This window comes from Zavarzinella sp. (assembly GCA_041399155.1).
GTDB lineage: Bacteria > Planctomycetota > Planctomycetia > Gemmatales > Gemmataceae > JAWKTI01.
Map to the genome: position 1 here is coordinate 176,018 of JAWKTI010000004.1, position 21,415 is coordinate 197,432.

The 21,415-nt window shown below is 53.5% G+C and carries 17 protein-coding genes; 8 read left to right on the forward strand and 9 right to left on the reverse strand.

Going from position 1 to position 21,415, the window contains the following annotated elements; all coding sequences use genetic code 11:
- Positions 1-81 precede the first annotated feature (81 nt).
- From R3B84_18375 to R3B84_18385, 3 genes are read right to left on the reverse strand one after another with little or no spacing between them, the layout of a single operon-like run.
- The gene (locus tag R3B84_18375; GenBank protein MEZ6142530.1) at positions 82-1,143 is read right to left on the reverse strand and encodes a methyltransferase; all 1,062 of its coding nucleotides are present in this window, start codon (positions 1,141-1,143) and stop codon (positions 82-84) included.
- Positions 1,140-2,402 (reverse strand): NAD(P)/FAD-dependent oxidoreductase, encoded by a 1,263-nt coding sequence (locus tag R3B84_18380; GenBank protein ID MEZ6142531.1) that lies wholly within the window; start codon positions 2,400-2,402, stop codon positions 1,140-1,142. The genes R3B84_18375 and R3B84_18380 overlap by 4 nt, the downstream gene beginning before the upstream one ends.
- Positions 2,403-2,435: 33 nt before the next feature.
- Positions 2,436-4,319, reverse strand: a complete 1,884-nt coding sequence (locus R3B84_18385) for an SUMF1/EgtB/PvdO family nonheme iron enzyme (GenBank protein MEZ6142532.1) — start codon at positions 4,317-4,319, stop codon at positions 2,436-2,438.
- 107 nt (positions 4,320-4,426) lie between these two features.
- Here R3B84_18385 and R3B84_18390 point away from each other — a divergent pair, with 107 nt between their 5' ends.
- Positions 4,427-5,080, forward strand: coding sequence for an HAD-IA family hydrolase (locus R3B84_18390; GenBank protein MEZ6142533.1), 654 nt, complete (start codon positions 4,427-4,429; stop codon positions 5,078-5,080).
- On the opposite strand, the gene arfB is transcribed toward R3B84_18390, so the two are convergent.
- Positions 5,077-5,496: an alternative ribosome rescue aminoacyl-tRNA hydrolase ArfB gene (arfB, locus tag R3B84_18395; protein MEZ6142534.1), complete on the reverse strand. Its 420-nt coding sequence runs from the start codon at positions 5,494-5,496 to the stop codon at positions 5,077-5,079. The two genes, R3B84_18390 and arfB, sit on opposite strands and share 4 nt — an antisense overlap.
- Before the next feature lie 68 nt (positions 5,497-5,564).
- Here arfB and R3B84_18400 point away from each other — a divergent pair, with 68 nt between their 5' ends.
- On the forward strand, positions 5,565-7,292 hold the full coding sequence (locus R3B84_18400; protein MEZ6142535.1) for a glycosyltransferase family 39 protein: 1,728 nt from the start codon (positions 5,565-5,567) through the stop codon (positions 7,290-7,292).
- Between the two features lie 227 nt (positions 7,293-7,519).
- Here R3B84_18400 and R3B84_18405 read toward each other — a convergent pair whose 3' ends face one another.
- From R3B84_18405 to R3B84_18425, 5 genes are all read right to left on the reverse strand, one after another.
- Positions 7,520-7,795 carry a hypothetical protein gene (locus tag R3B84_18405; GenBank protein ID MEZ6142536.1) on the reverse strand — a complete coding sequence of 92 codons (276 nt, stop codon included), beginning with the start codon at positions 7,793-7,795 and terminating at the stop codon, positions 7,520-7,522.
- A 465-nt stretch (positions 7,796-8,260) separates the two neighbouring features.
- Positions 8,261-11,836 carry a CHAT domain-containing protein gene (locus R3B84_18410; protein MEZ6142537.1) on the reverse strand — a complete coding sequence of 1,192 codons (3,576 nt, stop codon included), beginning with the start codon at positions 11,834-11,836 and terminating at the stop codon, positions 8,261-8,263.
- A gap of 12 nt (positions 11,837-11,848) precedes the next feature.
- The gene (locus R3B84_18415; protein MEZ6142538.1) at positions 11,849-12,289 is read right to left on the reverse strand and encodes a hypothetical protein; all 441 of its coding nucleotides are present in this window, start codon (positions 12,287-12,289) and stop codon (positions 11,849-11,851) included.
- Positions 12,290-12,447: 158 nt separating this feature from the next.
- Positions 12,448-13,947, reverse strand: a complete 1,500-nt coding sequence (locus R3B84_18420; GenBank protein MEZ6142539.1) for an ISKra4 family transposase — start codon at positions 13,945-13,947, stop codon at positions 12,448-12,450.
- A 27-nt stretch (positions 13,948-13,974) separates the two neighbouring features.
- Entirely contained in the window at positions 13,975-14,907 is a 933-nt protein-coding gene (locus R3B84_18425) for a hypothetical protein (protein MEZ6142540.1), read from the reverse strand.
- 746 nt (positions 14,908-15,653) lie between these two features.
- Between R3B84_18425 and R3B84_18430 the strand changes: the two genes are divergently transcribed.
- From R3B84_18430 to R3B84_18455, 6 genes are all read left to right on the forward strand, one after another.
- Positions 15,654-16,016 carry a hypothetical protein gene (locus R3B84_18430; protein ID MEZ6142541.1) on the forward strand — a complete coding sequence of 121 codons (363 nt, stop codon included), beginning with the start codon at positions 15,654-15,656 and terminating at the stop codon, positions 16,014-16,016.
- A gap of 856 nt (positions 16,017-16,872) precedes the next feature.
- Positions 16,873-17,265: a hypothetical protein gene (locus R3B84_18435; GenBank protein ID MEZ6142542.1), complete on the forward strand. Its 393-nt coding sequence runs from the start codon at positions 16,873-16,875 to the stop codon at positions 17,263-17,265.
- Between the two features lie 146 nt (positions 17,266-17,411).
- Positions 17,412-17,864, forward strand: a complete 453-nt coding sequence (locus tag R3B84_18440) for a hypothetical protein (protein ID MEZ6142543.1) — start codon at positions 17,412-17,414, stop codon at positions 17,862-17,864.
- A gap of 49 nt (positions 17,865-17,913) precedes the next feature.
- Positions 17,914-18,750, forward strand: coding sequence for a DUF5131 family protein (locus R3B84_18445; protein ID MEZ6142544.1), 837 nt, complete (start codon positions 17,914-17,916; stop codon positions 18,748-18,750).
- Between the two features lie 279 nt (positions 18,751-19,029).
- Positions 19,030-19,935 (forward strand): hypothetical protein, encoded by a 906-nt coding sequence (locus tag R3B84_18450; protein MEZ6142545.1) that lies wholly within the window; start codon positions 19,030-19,032, stop codon positions 19,933-19,935.
- 110 nt (positions 19,936-20,045) lie between these two features.
- Positions 20,046-21,290, forward strand: coding sequence for a DNA methyltransferase (locus R3B84_18455; GenBank protein MEZ6142546.1), 1,245 nt, complete (start codon positions 20,046-20,048; stop codon positions 21,288-21,290).
- The last annotated feature ends 125 nt before the right edge of the window (positions 21,291-21,415 follow it).

Sequence of the window (21,415 nt, forward strand, 5' to 3'; positions counted from 1 at the left end):
CCAGAACTGTAATCATGGTGCGATTTGAAAGATATTGAGTTTGTACCAGCAAAAATTCTCCTTTCAAGTTTCTGCTTTTCCTTACATTTTGATTTTTGTGGCACTTAACACCCCACAGTGGACGAGCGTGGGAATGATTTCTGTGGTGGGTTCAAAGCCAACTTGCTGTAGCCAGGTGCGATATTCTAAACCAGAATAGGCCCGGCCTTCCGTCAGCGTGAAGAGTGCTGCCGAATACAACGCCAATGGCAATGGGCCTCCCAGATCATCGTTCAGAAACACATCGTGGATTAGCAATTTCCCACCTTGGGGTAGTGCTTCGTAACATCTTTGTAACAACTTCAGATTCTCAGGCACATCCCAGTCGTGCAGCACATTCGAAAGCAGCATGCAATCCACCCCACCTGGGACAGGATCGGTGAACATATCACCCGCCTGGAATTCCATGCGGTCTGCAACGCCGTATGCCAGAGCCATTTCATGAGCAATTTTTAATACTTCTGGCCGATCCCAGACGATCGCCCGCAGGTGGGGATATTTTTGCAGGCAGGCAATCGCGTAAATGCCTGTCCCACCTGCCACATCGAGCAAAAGTTTGGTTTGGGAAAAATCGACATTTGCCGCCAGGTACGGTGCCACGTTTTTTGCCCGCCCAGCCAGTGCCATTGTCAGTCGGCGTGCCGAATCGGCCTGATCCATCGCCGAATCCAACCCCTCGCGGTAAATAAATGCCGCACCGGTGTCGTCCGCACGATTTTCCGCGGGCTTGTTGGTGCATAAGCGTTCTGCCATTGCCCGCACGCTGGGTGCTTCGGAAACCAGCCCGATATACCCGCCCACTTCGAAATATTTTCCCGAAACAAGATGCTCCGCCGCACCCGCAGAGAGCGAATAGGTGGCATCGTCGTTCTGTTCCACCAAACCCATGGCGCGGATCGCAGTCAGCAGCACATTCAACGCACGTGGGGCTAATTGCAACTCAGCCGCCAGTTGTTCAAACGATTTTTTCGCTTGGTCCAGACGATCAAACAGCTTGAAATCAATCGCCGCTACTGTCAACAGATCGGTGGCATAACCATTGCGAAAAACTTCGAAAATGGGTGTGGGGTCTGTGGTTGGAAAGTCTAGTGCCGATAAACTCATTCGAAATTTCGCTCCTCTTGCACCGCACGGGCGGCACTTTGACCTGCTAACCAACCGGTGCTCCAGGCAGCCTGGAAATTAAAGCCACCAATCGGCCCATCTAAATCTAACAGTTCACCCGCCACATACAACCCAGACTGGAGTTTACTTTGCATGGTGCGGGAATCGATCTCGGCCAGCGCGACCCCACCTGTGGTGACTTCTGCTTTTTCGTAGCCCAGCGTGCCCACAACAGGTAAGTGCTGTTGTTTGATTGCATCGACAAGCAATCCTCGGGTGGTTTTGCTTAATCCCGCCGCTTTGCGTTCGACATCTTCGCCAATTCGTTGCAGAAAATGGTCGCAAAGTCGACGTGGGAGTAATTCACTGAGCACGCTGGCCAGTAGTTTCTTCCCTGCCGACAAAGAAATCGCCTGCAGGTGGGCATCCAGCTTTGGGCGATCCCACGTGGGGAGAAAATCGCACTCCAGATGAAGCGATGCTGGCCGCTCGTGCGTGCTGATTGCCTTACTGACATCCAATGGGGCTGGCCCGGACAAGCCGAAATGAGCAAACAGAAAGCCATTTCGACGCTGGGAGAGCTTTTTCTGCTGTTCCATTACCTTCAGGTCAACATCGGCCAGCGTAATCCCTTTCAAATCGGCAATCCATTCTGCCAGCACGCGTATGGGCACCAATGCGGGCTGAGTGGGAACGATGGAATGTCCGAATCTGGTCAGAATCGGGTAACCATCCCCACGGGTGCCGCAGCCAGGATACGACTTTCCACCGGTCGTCATAATCACTTTCGCAGTGGTGACCGTGCGCTTTGGTGTGGTGAGTTCGTAGCCATTTTCAACAGTCTGCAACTGCAGCAATGGCTCTTCCAGGGCCAGGATCGCTCCCGCACGCTGCAGGCGTTTTTCCAGTGCGTTCGCCACATCCAGTGCCTTATTGGAAACCGGAAAGATTTTGCCCGTATCTTCCACTTTGGTGGGCACACCTTCCTGATGAAAAAACTGGATGGCGTCCTGCACTGAAAAGTTTGCCAGCGGCGAATGAAGAAAGTTCCCGTTTTTGCCAAACGCAGTCACAATTTCCCGAGTGGTGCAATTGTGGGTGATGTTGCAGCGTGTGCCACCGGACATCAGGATTTTCACACCCACTTTGCGGTTTTTTTCCAGCAGTAAGGTGCGTGCACCCGACTCGGCTGCACGGATTGCTGCCATCAGCCCCGCAGCACCTGCACCCACGACGACGACATCCCAGTTGGGCTTCATTGTTGTAACAGGATTCTCCTACGAATCAGTTCATTATTTCCCAGTAAGCCATTTCTCATTGAACGCCACCACACCCATGCGGGAACCGGCGACGTAAATGGTGCTGTTTTCCGCCTGACATGCCGCCATGTATCCACCCACACCATCCAGTTGCCTGATGTGGGGCCAGGTTTTGCCATCATCCTTCGACAGTGCGGCAAAGGTTTTGTTCTTGCCCACAAATTTGCCAGCGGTGTCGATGCTGATCAACAACAGATTGCCGCTGTTCAAACGCATTGCACTTGCCTTCATGCCGGAACTGATGCCCGGGAACGGGCTGTTTTCCTGCTGCCAGGTGGCACCGAGGTCGCTGGAATATTGTACTGGCATTGGATTTGGCCCCCGTAGAAAATTGATGATTCGACCATCGTTTAATTCGGCAATCGCGGGGTGGATGGCATAACTTCCCGCAGTTTTTCGCATATCACCTGCCTGAACCTGCCAGGTTTTACCATTGTCTTTGCTGACGATCAATCGCTCATCTTTATGCACATCACCATCACATGCCACCACGATCGTGCCGTCTTTGGCTACCAGTGCGGAGCAAGGCTGGCTCAAAGGCATCACCGCATCCCTTGTGACCATCGCAATTGGTTTACTCCATGTAACACCATTGTCTTCCGACCACCGCACGATATCGGTGGCGTAATCCCAGCCAATCAACGATTGCGTGCAGAAGTGGTAAATCCGCTTACCATGGGTCAGCAGCACCGGTGCGTGATCATTCACATCGGGGATGTCAAAAAACAGACAGGCGGGATCCCAGGTATCACTACCCGCCCGCAATCGGCTACAGGCCAGGGTCATTTCGCGTCCAGGCTCCCCCACGGTGGTATACCAGGCCATCAGCACATCACCATTGGGGCAAACAGTGACCGCACCGTAATGGTTATGGTTGGAGAAGATTGGCCCAAACATATTCGGTGGCAGTTTGGGATTCTTTTTTTCAGCAAGGTAATTGATGTAATTCGTGCTGGGCAGTTCCTTTGGATTCTTCTTTTCCTGAACTACGTTTACCTGATAGGGCAGCACTTCACGTGGAACTGGTTTGGTTGCAGGCAATTCCCCCTGCACCACGCGGAAGCCGGTTTGCATGTTGGCATCGTGGGGCAAAAACCCAGAACGATTGGCCGATCTGGCATATCGGGCTGCTGGAAAACTGCGTGCAGGTTGATGGAAACACCAGCCGCGTGCCACGCGGGCGTCGCCATCGGCACGCCCCACCAGATCGGTCTGTGCGTGGGCCTCGTAGTAGGGGCCATACCAGTCGTGGCACCATTCCATCACATTGCCATGCATATCGTGCAGGCCGAAGGCATTTGCGGGAAACTTTCCCACTTCCACAGTTGATTTGGTGGCACCCAGGTTTGCATGCATATCGCTGATCGTATCACCGGTATGATAGGTAGTGGTGGTACCTGCACGGCAGGCGTATTCCCACTCTGCCTCGGTGGGCAGGCGATAGGGTTTACCTTCCTTTTTGCTCAGCCAGGCACAAAAAGCAATCGCTTCATCCCAGGTGACAAACGTCACTGGCTCGTTATCCCCCTTACTGACACCACGTTTCCCACGCCACTTACGGTGATCCGGATCGAATTGTTCAAATTGAGCATTAGTTACTTCTGTAGCACCCATCAGAAACGACTTCGAGATCGTTACCATGTGGGCTGGGGATTCATCATGGTCGCGGGTCGCCCAATCAGCACGATCCACCGGTGCAATTTGGCCGTTGCCCATTTGGAATTTGCCCGCAGGAATTTCCACCAGTTTCATGCCAATGGAATTGGTAACTGTTTTTTGTTCGGCAGCGGGCGAAACGCACCAGACAGCCGAGATTCCCCACCATGCGAAGGCATATCCAAGTTTGAACCAATCCATGAATAACTCCTGAGAGAGCGAAGTTCCTTACAGGAACTGTTGTTTTGCAAGGGAAATATTCCACGGCCATCATAAAATACTTTCATACTGATCACAAGGATGAACCGTTGGGCTTTTCTGCTGTATTATTCGATTTTGATGGGACACTAGCCAACAGCTATCCCGCAATTACTGCCAGTGCCAACCATGTGTTGAGCCACTATGGCAAGCCACCGATTTCCGAAGACCATCTGCGCATTCTGGTGGGGCACGGGCTTGAGCACCTGATGGATACCCTGCTGCCCGGAATAAATCCTGAAGAGGCGGCAGCAATCTATCGCGAACATCACCCATCGGTAATGTTTTCCCACACCGAACTGTTACCAGGCGTGGAAGTGGGGCTGGCACAACTGCACCAACGTGGGGTAAAAATGGGCGTTTGCAGCAATAAACCGTCCTACTTTACCCAGGAATTGTGCCGTGGGCTGAATATTCAGCACTATTTTGCCACGGTGCTTGGACCGGATCTGGTGCCCCAGCCAAAACCGGCTGCAGATATGGTCCATTCCGCCATCGAAACACTTCAGGCAAACCCAGCCAGCACCCTGTTTGTGGGTGATATGATTGTCGATATTCAAACCGCACGGAACGCACAGATTCCTGTATGGGTGGTGCCGACGGGTTCTAACAGTGAACAGGATTTGCTGGCAGCACAGCCAGACCGGTTTTTTGCAGATATGGGAGCGTTAATCGATTCGATTCTGAACAGTAATCACCACTAATCCGTGGGGGTGGTGCGACGCATCGATTTTTTCTCTGAATTCTGTTTCTTGTTGGTCAGGCGACGTTCTTTCGACCCACGACTGGGCTTGGTAGCCAGCCGTTTCTTGGGTATTTCCATTGCCAGTTGCAGCAAACGAGTGAGCTTCTCCACGCAATCGGTGCGATTCCGTTCCCGGTCCCGCGTGAGCTGCGAGGTAATAATCACATCACCTTCACTGGTCAACCGCGTGGGAAAACGCTCCCGAAAACGGGTGCGCAGAAGGTCAGGCACGCTGGGGCTTTGTTCCAGCGACCAGCGCAGCACCACTTTGGATGCCACTTTGTTGACATTCTGACCCCCCGGCCCACTGGCACGCACAAACGTCCAGTGGCATTCATCCAGGGGAATCTGGATCGTTGGGCTGACGGTAATCATGATTTTATCCCTGAATAATCCTGTTTTCCTACTAACCTATTCGTAACTGGTTGTACGTTATTTCGCGAATGATGCCAGAAGTTACACCAAACGCACGCACGGTTTATGTGCCATTTCACCGAGAATGGCACCGACTATTATTTATTGTACTGCTGGTACTGCTTACCCGTGGGGTAATGATTGCCAGAACAGAAGTACCTTCGCGCGACTGCCTTATTTTCTGCCGTTACGCACGGCAACTGGATCAGCCACCGCTCGATCCGCAAAATCCTGCCCGCCGCTTTTCAGATGCGAAGGAAGTCATTCAGCGGTCCGATCATCCACCTGGCTTTCCATTCGCCATCTGGGGAATGGGCAAACTGCTTTCCCAGATCCGTGGGCCTCTGGAACCTACCGACTATATCTTTGCGGCACAACTGGTATCGGCATTCGCTGCAATCTTCATGATCTTCCCACATTACTGGATTGGCAGACGCTACCTGGGTGCGGCACCCGCTTTCTGGGGTACGCTGCTGTTTGCCATGATCCCTGTTTTTGCAGAAGTCAGCAGCGATGGGCTATCAGACACTCTCTATCTTGCGACAATTACCACTGCCGTGTGGTTCGCGGTTGCGGGCAATCTTGCCCAAAATTTCCGATCTGCCCTCGCATGGTTCACCGCCAGTGGCTTTGCGTGCGGCGTTGCGTTCCTCATTCGGCCAGATGCCCTGATGGTTTTTGGCCTGATTGGGCTGTTTCTGTTCATCCGCATGATAATGTACATCCGCACCCGCGTGGGGGCCCAGGCGATGATCCAGGGGCTTGCCATGTTGTTGGGTGCCATCCTGTTTGCCGCACCGTATGTTTCGGTGATTGGCAAACTCACCAACAAACGCACCGGCCTGGGCCTGCTGGACTATTTTCTGACTGGTGAAATGGAAAAAACCTTTTACCAGCGAGCAGAACCACAGGAAAGCAAGTTGCCCGGAATCGTGGCACAGCCATTTGCTGCATGGTACCACCAGGATAAGCATGGGCATTTGCCGAAAGTCGTCTGGGCATTAAAGGCACTGGTACAGGAAATCTGCAAAACCAGCTTTTACATCCTGTTTTGTCTGAGCGCCCTGGCGTTGATCTTCCGTTTCCGGCAGTCAATGACACGCACCGGCATCCTGCTGCTGTTTCTGATGGTGGGCTACCTGGTGCAGTTGGTTTACGTGTCCTCCATGGCGGGGTATTTATCCCAGCGACACACCTTGTTTCCTGTAATGTGCATGAGCTTTTTTGCCATCCAGGGATTCTTCCTGATTGGGCAGTGGGCAGCAGCAATCTGGAAAAAAGGCACCCCCATGCTGTGGACAACAATTTACCTGACGATAGCTGTCGCATCAACATTGCCACTGAACTTCAAAGCATTGCACGCCCACCGCGTGGGGCATCGTGCGGTAGGCATGTGGATGTACCACCATGTACCAGCAAATGCGGAAGTAATGGACCCATTTGGCTGGGCCAAGTTTTACGCAGGTAAATCAGACCTGGAATTTGGTTTTGAAACTCTTACCGTTTCATACCTGCTGCAGAATGGGTACAGTCCTGCAGAACCCAATGCGGAAAAATTCCCAAGACCGTACCGTGGCCCGGTAATTTACGTAGTTTTTGAGCCAAATTCCAAAACCAGCCACTCCCAGCTTCCCTACATCGCAGAAGTGCGCGAGTTCATGAAGCAGGGTGAGCTGGTATACCAGTATCCTGAAGATGTGCCCGCGAATGAGGCCAAGGTTGCTGTTTACCGCTGTCCTCCGTCACCCGAACCGTAGTTTGAAATCACCCATCCTGAAGCTCCTTTAGTGTAAACAAATATCCACTTTTCAACTGTTTTTAATAACAGTATTAGATAAGACGCACTTGGAGTGGGAAAGATTCCCGAAAAATGGAAAAATTTTGAAAAATAATTTTGAAGCATTGGGAGCAGGCTGTTAACTTGTTGCAGAAAAATACTTTTCAAGTAATTTGTTGATAGATCAGATATTGATGAGTAGAGATCTTAAGTGGTGACAAGCGAATTGATCCCACCGTGAAAAGCAGCTACTCTGGATCCATTGATCCATCCTAGCATTGCGTCAATAACTGACTCACGCGACACATGTTCTAAAAATAAGTCTTTCGCATCTTCAATGTATTCGGGTGCGGATTCCTTGAGTCTAAGTTGAATATCGGCAGGTGCAAGAGGCAAAAGAATCTCAGAAAGGACTGGCGCCCATTCGTCGATTCTGTCAAAGCATAATATCTGTTTCTGTTGTGTTTTTACGAGATCAGCCAATTTTGTCTGTCCGCACTTAACGAGTGAAGTTCCATCATCATGACAAAGAATGCAGGGGCGGTGAGTACTTCTTCGGCTTGATTGCAGAAGCGCTTCTTGTATTGTCAAGTCGGGGCAACAAGACACCGTTAGAACTTTTTTTGCAACGACATCCGCGAAATGCAAACACAAGAAGTATCGCTGTGGCAATGGGTAAAGTCGTTGATGGGCTAATTTGCTTGCAATGGTCCGGGTGGAGTTCAGTGCCGCGGTCGATCACACCCGGAGAGCGCAACGCCGAGAAATGAATTACCCTCGGCCTGTCGGTCCTAAGCGTGCTGGTGAACTCGGCTTACGCGCGTCGGGCCAGCAGACAGGAAGGCAAGGATGGATTCTCGCCAAGCCCGGCGTTGGGCTGGAGAGTGACGCGATCGCGACTGCATCTTAGGCGGGCTGCTCGGAGTTGCTCCACCTTGGCGCAGGCGCCTATCCTTCGCCGTAAATGACGTAGGCAGCCCAAGCACCTGGGTGTTCCATCATCACGCCGAGATTGCCGTCAAGGCACGCTCTTTGGGTAGCGGCCAAGCTCGCTACCAGCCCAGAACCGGAGAGGACATGTCGGTAAAACTCGTTCTGGAATAGACGTGCCTCGTGATCGGCAACAGGCCACAAACTTCCCATGACGGCGACGGCGCCTGCGTACAGGAAAGCGCCCACCAGGCCACGGGGGAGCGCACGGCGGTTGTCATGCATTCCACCGGTGCGACACCCAGCGAGGTTCACGAAGCAACCCGGCTTGAACCTGATCTCGGTCAATACCCGCCCGTCGGTCAGGTCTCCGCTGTCCCTATTCATCGGGTCGGGAGCAAGCAGCAGGCGCGATAGGTTCGAACCCGAAAGGTCACCCCCAGCGTGGCACGCGAAGTGCAACACATCACTCTGCACGGCAATTTGCTTGAGGGCCGTGACAGAAGCTCGATCTCGAACAAATATCTCTGCATCCAGATTGTGCCTTTGGAACAACGTGACGATTTCTGCCGCCTCGTCTTCTGCATGTGGCAATGAACCACAGTCACTGCGGTCCGGGTTCCCGAAGCAAGCGATCGTTTTGAACTTAGAACGTGACGAGCGCAAAACGGCAGTGAAAACCTCGCCGCTCTGGATATACGAAATGCTAATCCTACGACAAAGAGGCTCAGAGTCGAACGGGAGCGAGGAGAGCGAGAGCCGCGGGAATGCATCGTGAGTAGAAAACACGAGGCGGTCGGTGGGTGCTCGGCTCCGAAGCCGATCTTGATGTGGCGACAGGATCATCTCCGCCCACTGAGACCTGGAGAGCTGGTCGAACATCGGCTTGCCGTCGGCATTAAGAGGCCAAGGCGTCAGTCGGTAAGTGCACCCATCGGCACCAATCATATAGGACCACAGCCCACGGGCCTCGGGGTAGATTCCCAGAAAGACTGTAGCCGAGCCAAGGGCATCGAGACGTCTCAAGAACTCACCGGGTCGCGGGAACTCTAGACCTGCGGCGTCGCACTGCAGGAGGTAGCCTGGATCACGAACTGTTAACGAACGGGTAAGGTGCTCGATCTCCAGCTCAACCGCGTCAATATCTGACTGAATCGCTCGGAGATTACCCCTATCCCAAACCGCACTGAGACGCAGTTCTTCCCGCCGTTCCCTGAGCGCAACAAGTTCAGCCCGATCCTTGTTCACCACGACCTGGTCGCCGTCCAAACCACGTCGGCCTATTGCAATTGCCGTGGGCAGAGCCTTAACTGTCTCTGTAACGAGGAAAACCTCTATCGGCTCCGCACCAAACTCGGAAGCCATCATCGCTCCGATGGCAAACTGTTCTGCCTGCCCGATATAGTTTCCGATGTGTTGGCCGGAGCTCACAGCAAGATGAACGCATTCACGGGCCGCGCTTCGATAGTGCTCGAGCGCCTTTCCTCCGTCCTTCTCGTCTATCGCAATGTCGCCAAGACAATGGTGAGCCACCGCCAGCTGCTCATGCCCCCCGACTCGCGCTGCATACTCCATCATCTTTTCGGCGTAGCGCTTCGACTCCAGTATACGCCCAGCCCTCCCATGTATGTAAGAAAGATGGCCGGCCTGGATGGCGGCGAAGCGCCAACCCTCAACTGCGATGCTTATCGATAGCGCCCTCTCAAACAGTTTGCAGCCTATGTCGCGAAGTGCAGCTGATGACATTGGACCCTTGAAACGCCGTTCGTATTCCCTCACCGCTTCGTCAAGCGATTCCCTAAGCTCTGCATCGTGTCGCGAATCCCTTATCCTTGGATTGCCACCGCTCGCCATCCTCGTAGAGCCTGTGCAGACCACAGAAAGGCCATCAATGTGATCCGCCAAATGCATGACAACGGTCGCCCAATTGGCCATAGACCCGCTTAGGGCATGTTGAGCCGCAATCGAACGCGCTACAGCCTCTCCATCATCTGGGTTCGCTTCCGCGGTGGATTGCACCTCACTGGTCATTTTTTCGAGGCGAGGCAAGCATTCCGCGTAGCCTGCCACCGACTCGGCGATTTTCCCTGTCATATGATTCAAAGAGGCTTGCGCTTCACGCTCCTGAAAGATGCTGAGTTCGTATTTCGATTCGTCGATAAGCTCGCTTGAATCCTGGAGAAACCCCGATCGTAACAAGAGTGACTGTTCCGCCTCGCCGAGTGCCTGCACTTGTTCCGCCTCGCCAAGTCGGAGCGCCATCTCTACCTTTCTTTTCATCGGATCGCTGTCATCGACCTCGTCAAGAAGGTCGCGGGCCGCCGCGACAGCTGCCTCAGCCATGCCGTTTTCACTGATGGTTCTAAGGGCTTGTGCTGTGACCCCCGCCAGTAGCACGCGGGCTGGAATTGGGAGACCTTTAAGCCGGGCACACTCCTCAGCGATGACTGCTACGATCACCACCTCATAAGGATCTCTAGCTCCTCCGTGTTCAGGCAGGGAAGGCACAACAACAGGCCAATCGTGGCCGACCGCGGAAGCCACCTCCCGGACCGCCTTCAGGGTTGCCCCGAGCGGCGCGAATCCACTGCGAACTTTTTCGGCTTGGTCCGAGACAAACGTCCTCATGTCCAAGGGGAAGTCTTCGGAATCGTCCTGTTGCTGCGAATATGAGACGAGTTCCTTAAGGTTGTATGCGACTCCGAACACCATCATTCGAGGGCCTTCCTGGCCCGGTTGGGCACGTAGCCAATCATTAACACCGCTGTCACGAAGTAGCTGTTGGAAGCGAACTTCGAGCACTCGGTCCACGGTCTTGTCACGGACCGTCCCCGGTGGGGGTTGATAGATTAGGAGCGATGGGCCAAATACATAAGCACAAGACAACAAAGACAACGCATCATTATCAGGAGTTGGCTCCTCTACAGCCCAAACACGCAGTGGTTCGACTAGCTCGCCACTGCAAGCGTTGCAGCGCGAGTTGTTAATTAGGCCCTCGCGAAGGGGTTCCAATAGGGCGGGCTCAGTGACAAGATTAACGACGAACGCGCGAACTTCGAGTCGATATTCCCCGCAAGCCGGACATCTCAGGACAAGCATGGACCATCGTGACCCCGGTCTTGGACGGTGAGGCAACAGGCTGGCGCGCTTTCCAATTAGCCTGCTGACCTCATCGGTCAGGCGCCCTTGGTCGTTCGGCAGAATGTAGGTTGGCCCGCTCGCGGGCACGATTCCTTCCACCAAATCGAGCGTGAATTGCATAAAAGGAGGCGCATAAAAGGAGGGCTTCCGCTCCGGCTGGATGGAACCCTCCAGGGAAGCTCCAAATCGATTCTGTACCAGCTGGTTGTAGATTCGATTGTGCAGCACCTCGAAGAAAGCGTAATAGCGCTCTTCCAGGATGTTAGATCTGGGGTCGTCCTGCTGGTAATGCTTTTGGAAGTAGTTCCGCAATAGTGCGTGGAAGATTGGCGCCCTGAGGACGGGAAGATCGTCAATGGCATGGCCAAGTTCATCGCAATCACGAGCTGAAAAGAAGGCTTCGTAGCCTTGGTCGATCTCGTCCTCAGTGAACCCATCGAAATGAGTCGGCATGGCAACCACCTTTCACTTCGCGGCGGGGATTCTGAGTCGGGCGGCAGGGTCGCCGAAGATCATGTAGTTTTGCGCGTCGCTCCGCGTGATAAACGTGCTCGCCAAAGCGATCTCGAATTCCGGCGTCACCTTGAGCTTGTTCTTGCGGAGCCGGTCAACTGTCCCTGTCAAAAGCGCATTACAGATGTCGTATCGCTTGCTCATATTCGCCAAAGCCAAACCTGCGGGATTTGTTCGAAGTATTGTCCGCACCGCCTCGACAAATGGCTCGATTCTCGAATGCCAGCGGTCGAGGATGTGCGGGTTATCCGGATCGGCAAACCCATGCAGCCATGCCGTGTCCAGGTGCCCGATGAACCCCACGGGCCCGCGGGGATGTGCCAGGAGTGCCTTGGGCAGGGCTGCGATGAAGTCGGAGGAGGCATTTAACCCAGGCCGACCAAGCCAGTGCATGAAGTCGCTCTCGGCAGGTGTTCCGTAACCGAAACAGGCGAATTGGAACCACAACGAGCCTTCTAGAAATGGTTCGGCTCGGGGCACATCGTCCGCCGTGAACAGCCATTCATCGTCAGGCTGACGGCCTGATCGCTGACAGCATAGAGTGCAACCGGTCATCCGGGCAAGGGTAATAAGTGGGACAGATTGAGCTGTTTGCGGAACCTGTCTGTTCTTTGGTATTCCTGGTTAGCCAGGTAAATATGAAAATCTCTGGTTCGACCTGCCAGATCAATTGCTCGGGCGTGTAGCATTGCCTGGGCCCCTTTCGTTTTCCATCTCATTCCCGTGCGGCACATTCGATCCATCACCAGGTGCCGACAAGCCCCTTCAATCACCCCAGTTGCAATCGGCAGCCCTTGCTGCAAATAGCTGTCATATCTCATCCGGTGGTAGTTCTTTTCAAAGTAGTTGCAAACCTGATTAATCTTCTTTAACTTTTCTGCTTTCAATTCGCTTTTTGTCGCTTTCTGACGGATTCCCGAAACCACACTTTTCACATCTCCCTTCAGGATTCTCAATAGGCGGTCTCGAGCAAACGCTTCCTGATGTTCACGGTGAGACTCAAACACTTTTGCCGCATCCCACACATAACTGGCAACATGAATGATATCCAGGATATCAATTGTTTCGTATGAATCGAAATTGACATCAGATGCTTCCCACAAACTGGTCTGACCATCCATCAGCCGTACCAAAGGCTGACCTGATTGGTGGCGACGTTCGACCTGTTCTGCTGCCCACACCATCGCGTGGTGCGTGCCTCTGATCAGCACCCCCTCCGCATCACATTGCGACAAAAATCCCGCAACCACTTTGCCCACCGGTTCGGGGCGTTTCTCCTCACGATTCGAGTTTTCTCGAAATAACGCTGCGACAATCTCTTCAGCCGTTCGAAAATATTCATTCACGGAATATACGGTCGCCAGCGTCGCCATACGCCGATTACCAGGAAAATACCGTTGATCAAACGCTGGAATCGCCTTCGTCTTGCGAACCATGGGGACTCCTTTGGCATCGGCACTCACCACCAGAATCTTTCCCTCTGCTGTTGGTGCAGGAATTGGGATCTCATTCAGAAACTGTTCTGCAGATTCACTCAGATTGTGGATATTTCGTTCCAGAGTATCGACCGGACTCTTTTGCAGATACAACAAAGAAATCACATCTGATGATTCCTGATACGACATCTTTGTGCTGAGATAATGCATGACCTCGCGAAACCACGGAGAATATGTGTTTGCTGGCATCTGAATCATGACATCCACAGGATACAAATCAATCTTGCGGCCAAGATCGACGCCATAAACATACTGCTCAAACCGATGCTCACCAAAGATCGTTCGGATGGACCGTTGTCGGGGTTCTTCGCTGCGATGAAGCACTTCACCTGTTTCTGTCTGGATCTTTTCTCCCACGTCGCCATCGCCAAGCATTTCCAGGTACAACGAGATTGCTGAAGCACCAATTTGAGCAACCGATTGTTGAACATGTTGCTCGAAATCACGAATCGGCATGCATTCCTGTACAGCACGATTGACTTCTGATGCGAGTCGATCAAATAGGCCAAACAGGAAGTTGGGGTTGATTGAAGAAGATGTGTCTGGGATAATCATTATTGGGTCTCCTGCGATGTTTGGTTGTCAGAACCCCTGATATCGCAGAAAGACCCATCTTTTTACACCCCAATTTGCTAAATCAGTTACCCAACCCTCCCGAATGACCGGTTGCACTCGACAGCATATCGCTCCCTGGATAGCCTTCTGGATTTCTGCGGTGGCGTTCGGAGCACCTAGTCCATGGCTTGCCGTGTAGACCAGAGCGGGTCGGGAACGTCGCAAAGCTTCGACCAGGTTTTGCTTGGTCGCCTCTGAACCCAGAATCGGCTTGGCGTCTAACGACAGCTTGTCTTTGATCTCGTCTGCCAGAGGCTTAGCCATATAGAGGCGACTGAAGTAGGTTGGGTCCTGTAACCCTCCGTCTGGAGCGAAGACGATTGCCTCTCGGGTGGTGACGGGGGCGTCCTCATTCTCGAGCCGAATGACCTTTTTGACGTAGGCCTCGAGGTCTTGGAGAGAATCGAAAGCGACGCGACCGACTGCGGCAGCGCTCTGGAGGAGCGATTGAAACTTGAACGGAATCTGCTCCGGTCCACCAACCATCAGAACATAATGAGGAGGTCTTCTGCCTCCCAGGCTTGAGTAGTTGTCGAGGAGCCAGAACCACCACTCCTCGGCCGGCTCACCTCGATAAATGAGAGGCTCCGAAGGATTCGCCATGCGGCGATGGTTAGCCAATGGGCGGAGTATATCTACGATCTGGGAGCGGTCCGGGTCTTGCTCATTTACCAGGAAGGTCCATCCCGCTGCCCGTGGCTCACCCAAATCGACTGTCGGCACTCGCTCGATCTCATTTCGAAAGGTTGTGCCGGTCGTAGTAATCCTAGTTTGGTCAGCAATCTCGTCAGCATTGCGCACTAGCGCTTGCAGTATGGTCGCGGCAAACACTCGCTCATCCATGGGAGGGAAGAGCAGCTCGCCAGTTTCGTACTCGATTCCTAAGCCTTGGATCTGCATCGTGCGTCTCCTGTCTGCTCTCGCAGGCGTGGAGGCCCGTAGTGGCAACCCATGCCAAGGTGACGAGGGCTATGGGTTTCGAACAATAGCGCCCCAGCGCCCGCTACCCCCATCTTGCAGTATATTGGCCGGCCACCTGCCAGTCAAGTATCCGCTTACCGGCACGGTAGCCGATCCTTTGGTGTCCGTCCGGAGCAGAGGACGCGTCGTGCAAAGTGGCGAAGTCAAAAACCGTCGTGAGCGGAGGCCCGACACATTGACGCACTTCAGGGGGTGTCCAACTTAAACTCGGCTCTGTCGGCTGCTATTTGGGTGAAACAGGCGACGGGATTTGAACTCGGCAACATCGTTACTGGCAATAACTTGCAACAAATGCCCTGTTGTCCTACCGAAATCGCTGGTTGTTTGAAATCGACGACAATTCTCAAAATTAGCCGTAAAGCATTGCTATAAAACAAGAAACGGCTCGCCGCCAACTATTGCGGAGAGCCGTTTTAGCGCCAGTCGAGAGTTCAGAGGCCCAGTTGAACTTTTCATTGCCTCCGTCGCCGAGTGGGACGCCCATGTTTCCCACCTCGTTTTGGCGGCGTGACCAGTCGGCTCTCGCCGCTTAAAAGCTCGACTCACTCTCTATCATCCAAGGCGCTACTTCGCTTGTAGCGCTGCTACTCGTGATGTTCCGCCTTCTTGTTTGTTCCGATGGCGTCGTGCCATCGACTGCAAACCTCGAAGGAAAGGAATGTCCGATGAGCCGTCCCAGAACGGTGACGATCCAAGAGATCGCTGCCACTCCCATGTCTGATCTCAGGTTTCGTCATTTCGCCAGCCTCAAGGTTGGTGGACGAGATCAGTACACGCCTCTGAAAATTGCTCAACTCAAACTACTCGTCGCTGACACCGATATTGTAGATGCCGCCCTCGACCACGACGAGAAAGCTGTCGCATCCTGTCTGAGATGGATTCTCCGTGGCCTCCCTATTGAGAAAGCCATCCGAAAGGTGAGAACCGACTTGGAAATTGCAGAGCAAGCCAGATTATCCAGTCTGACTCAGACTTTGAGTTCCAAAATCGAATCTGACGACCATTACAACCCGGAAGAGCCATCTTGACTCTCTGTCATCTTCTCATGGTGACGACTGCGATGCTTCCAGATCAGGGCGTCAACTTCGTCCACTAGCGATCTTGCGCTTTCTTCCGGTAGCCAGACACAAACGTCCTCGACTCGGAAGGCTGCGTTTCGAGCCATTGCAAGATGCTCGACGCTGACTTTCTTCTTAGGGCGTCTCCACCGAACTGATCGGCGAATCTCTTCTGCGGTTTCTCCCAACCTGAGCCGTTCTCCAAACTCCACCACCTTGTCGAAATCAAGGTCGGGATGACCGCAGTAAACTTGCCAGTCGCCATGCGCTCGGAACGATTCGATCTCGCTCGCTACTTCGTGGCTCACCCATAGGTAAACGGGTCGTCGAACGTCAAAGTAAACGGCAACTTTCGACAACTCCTCCCATGATCGGCTGTCAGGCCGAGTGATCCCACGGCTGCACCAACGGCGGAACTTGTCGTAATCGATTCCGGTCGCCTGAGCCACTGCTTTGATCGACAAGCCCTTCGATTTCACAAGCTCTGTGAGCCGCTCTTGGAAACATTGTGCGGCAGACCTGAATTGCGTCTCGGATGGCGGCATTTTCGTGCTTTCGGATCGAATGTGACATCCTTTGTGTTATCTGTGATTTTCGCACGCCGCCGTAACTATCGCAATGGTAATGCCATGTGATTTATGGGTGGCGTCAATTTTCCGGTTTTGGACACCCCTTAGCCGAGGGCCGAAAGAGCGGCCAAGACACGTCACAGAAAGGAGGGAAATGACCGCCTGAATCGCAGGCCACCGCTCCAACATCGAAAGTCCCGACGACAGCATCGTCGGGGGCAGCACACAAGATTCCTCAATCTAAGGTGACCCATGACATGACATCGAAACAATTCCCCCAAGACTTGACATTCGCAGGCGAGCAAATCCATTCGGCTTTCTGGTCTTGGCATGAAAACGGATACATCAACACGCTTGGCGATCTGCTGCGAAAGCTGCGATTGGTCGAATACGACATGGGCCGTTTCGACGGAGACGCACTCATCATCGATCACTGGCAAGACCTTCGGGTTGGCATCGACTACGTCGAGTTGTTCGGCAACCCCAATGACCACGACGACGAGCTTCCGCTCACTTTCGAGTACCGTCTTGAAAATGTTGATGAGGACATCATGCACGTCGAGGAACTGATTGAAGGTCTCGGCGAGTCCTTCATGTTTGACGACCTACCGAAGCCAAAGTGTATGACAGCGCAACAGACAGTCGCCTGACGATCAGGCTCGCATTTCAACTCTTGTGAACCCGGCGATTCCATGCCGGGTTTTTTAATGCCCATACCCAACCGTTGAGAGAAGCCCAATTCGCAATTGCGCATCGGGCGACGCTCCCGATATGTCCCAATCAAGGAGACTATGACATGAAAAGCCGAAAACCCGAGATCGCCCCCGCCGAATACTACGAGTTCATCATCGACCTGCTGTCGTGCAACGACGGCGTGCTGCCTATGACCGAGGTGTTCGACGCCATCAAACGCCAGTACGGACGGAACTTCTCGACCGCTGATAAGCGGCTCATGAACCTGCCAAACGGCAGCCAGCGACCGAAGTGGAAGAACAATGTGGATTGGGCCAAAGCGACTGGTGCAAAACAAGGCGTGCTGGCCACAGTCACTCACAAAAAACAAAAGTGGCTCGTCCTGCTCGACGAAGCGGACGACTTCTGGGTGGAGAAAGCAGCAAAGAAGAAGCCCAAGCGATCCTTCCAGAAGAAGTGTCGTATGTGCAGTCATCGGAATCCATTGAGGAACGAAGTGTGTGCCAAATGCGGTCACGAGTTTCCTCCAACGCCTGAGAAGCGACGACTGATCTGATGTCTCACTCCAACTCTTGAATTCCCATCTTCCGCAAAGGAGATCACACATGAGTAAGAACACGAAAATCCAATGGTGCGACAGCACCATCAATCCGACGATGGGCTGTGACGGCTGCGAACTTTGGGACACAAACAGAAAGTCCTGCTACGCCGGAATTCTTCACATGCGATTCGGTGGTGCGACCAAGGGATACGCACCGAGCTTCGAGGATGTAACGCTCTTCCCCGGTCGCATGGCTGAGGCCGCCCGTTGGTCTGACCTGCGAGGAAAGGATCGACCTGACAAACCGTGGCTGAACGGTCTGCCTCGGCTGATCTTCGTCAGTGACATGTCAGATGCGCTCTCGAAGGTCGTGACGTTCGATTACCTGATGGACGAAGTGATCGCCAACGTCAGCAGTGAGGCGGGACGACGACACCACTGGCTCTGGCTGACCAAACGACCTAAACGGATGGCCGAGTTCTCGGCGTGGCTTAGGGATCGTGGCGTCGAGTGGCCCAGCAACGTTTGGGCTGGCACGAGCATCACCAACCAGAAGACGACCAGCGGTATCAAGCATTTACTCGGCGTTGGCGATGAGGGCACGATCCGTTTTCTTTCCGTCGAACCGCAGGTCGAGGAGATCGACTTCGAACAGTGGTTGCGGCAGGTGGACTGGCTCATTCACGGCGGCGAATCCGGCCACGGCGCACGGTCATTCGACATCCGGTGGGCCACGAATCTGATCGAGCAGTGTCGTCGCCACGATATTGCCTACTTCCTAAAGCAGTTGGGCAGTCACGTCGTCGATGGGGCAAACCGGCTCGGCTTGAAGAACAACCACGCAGGCGATTGGAAGGAATGGCCCAAGAGCGTGCGTGTGCGGGAGATGCCGAAGGTCTGACTATATCGTGCAACGACGCTCAGAACCGCCAACTTCAGCCATTACAACATTAACAGTTTTTGTAATGGCTGTGTTTTTTGCATTCTTCAATCGCTTTTTTCTTAATTCGCATCTTCCTAGTCCACAGTCAGTTACAGCGACTCGTGATTTGATTTGCTTTACAAGCCCAAAAATGCCGCCGTACTAATACTCGTGAACAATGACATCTTCCCGAGTCCGATTTCCACATTCCAGTTTCCAGAAAAGCTGGAAATCGGAATTCAACGAAAGGAGAACTACATGACAACTCACGTCCGCAGCAATCCCGCTCCAATTGAAGCGCTGAATCGCCGGATTCAACGCATCCGAGATCGAGTGAAGAGTGTTGCACTTCGCTATCACACGGCCTGCTACCTCGTGGGTAGACCCGGCACTTCCAAAACCTTCACGGTCATGGAAGAACTCCGACAGCTTGGCGAGCCATTTGCCTACCGCAATGCACGAATGACGCCCATGGGATTATTCGACTTCATCGCTGAGCGTCCTGAGCATGTGCTTGTTCTCGACGACATTGGCACACTGTTCAAGAACGACCAAGCGATGCAGATTTTGATGGCGGCAACCAGTGGCGATCCGAGTAAGCCACGGCGTGTCACCTACAAGTCCAAGGACAAGCAGCACGACGTAGAATTCTCGGGAGGCATCATCGCCATCAGCAACGTGGCCCTTCGTCACGATCCGCTGGCTCGTGCATTCGGTAGCCGAGTGGTCGTCTTGGAGCATGAACCGACCGACGAGGAGGTTGCCGGTTTCATGCGGCATCTTGCCGCCGAGGGGCACGACGATCTGTCGCCCGAGGAATGCCTCGAAGTCGCCGAGTTTGTGATCGATGAGACGAGGGAGCATGACCGACGCCTCGATCTGAGACATCTCACGAAGGCATGGCAGGACTTCCGCCAACACCGGGACGGTTTCACTGGATGTTCGTGGCAAGAACTCGTGCGAACAAGTCTCCAGAAGACAGTGTGCTTGGAACAGGACTGTCTATCGAAGGCCGAGCGTATTGAATTGGATCGCCAGCGGGTTAAAGAGGCACTCAGCATGTTCCCTGACGACCCGAAGCGTCAACTCGACTACTCCGGTCTCGGCAAGTCCACGTTCTACAAGCGTCGGAATGAAGTCGAGTCTGAAATCCAGACCGTCTGACCCACAGTAGCCTCTGCTGCTGATTTTTCCCCTTGTTTACCGGCTGCGCTGAAGGTGCGCACTCAGCGAGGTCGGCAACCCAACCCATGCGCACCAAGGAGACCTTTATCATGACACACTCAACTGATCCCTACCGTATCTTTCCAAAAGCAACCGAGGCCCAGCGTGCCGAATTGAAGCGATCCATCGAAGCTGTGGGGCTTCAGAATCCGGTCGTTGTCGATGAGCAAAAGAATGTCATCGATGGCCACGACCGTCGTGATGTCTGCATCGAGCTTGGCATCGACTGGTTGGCCGGTGCTGACATTCGGATCGGTCTAACGGACGAGCAGAAGAAGGCGCTGGCCATCGATCTCAACATGTGGCGGAAGCCCCTCCATCTGCCTCGAAATCAACGAAACGAATTGATCGAGGTATATCTCATCGCTCACCCCGAGCTTTCCGAGACGCAGGTGGCCGAATTGTTCGGCGTGAATCAATCCACGATCAACCGCAGGAAAAAGGAACTCATGCAAACGCATAAGTTACTAGCGGTGCAAGCCACCATTGGAAAGGATGGCGTTCGTCGCAGGGTCGGCAAACGTGGCGGTGCTAGGCTCACGATCAAGAGCGAGAAGGAGTTCGACTCCATTGTGCCGGACATCGTGGAAGTCGGCGATAATCTGCAAGGGATTATCCGCCGCCCGAAAAAGTTCTCTTCCACGGCCAAGCGAAGGCGAAAGCTCGCCGGAGTGAAGGAGGTTTCCGAACTCCCTGCCGAGACGAGCTTGCATCACTGCGATTGGCGGGACTTGGAAATCGAGGATGCCAGCGTTGATGTCATTCTCACCGACGTTCTATGGACATTGGAACATCGCTCGGACTGGTGTGCCCTTGCCGAGCAAGCGACTCGCTGGCTCAAGCCATCTGGCGTGTTCGCCACGATGATCGGCTCGTTCTCTCTTCCACATCTTTACCAAGAGGTCATGAAGCATCTCCAACCGATTGCAGCTATCTCCGTGTTCCTCAAACAAGGACGGAGAAACTGGACGGAAACCAAGATGATTGAACGCTGGCGACCAGTTCCAGTATTTGCACTTAAGACCAAGGAACTGCATGGCGACGATGTGATCTTCTCTGAAGGGCCAGAAAAGGACTACCACGACTACCAGCAGAACGTTGGCGTCTTTGAAGAACTGCTGAAGCGGTTGTCCAGACCCGGCGATCTTATTATCGACCCCTGCATGGGAACGGGAACAACGGGAATTGCCTGTTTGTCTCTGGGTGATGGAAGGCGGTTTGTGGGCTGCGACCGAAATGCTGAGATGTACCGGATCGCACGACATCGCTTGGGAAGTGATGCGGCGAGTGCGTGACATTCACAGTTTAGCAGTTGCTTAATAGCGGCCAGAGTCGTGCCGCTTAACAGTACAATGTTTGCAACAAGGAGATGAGAACCGTGATTGATAACGCCTCTTGGGTGTGCCAAGTCGATTTCAGG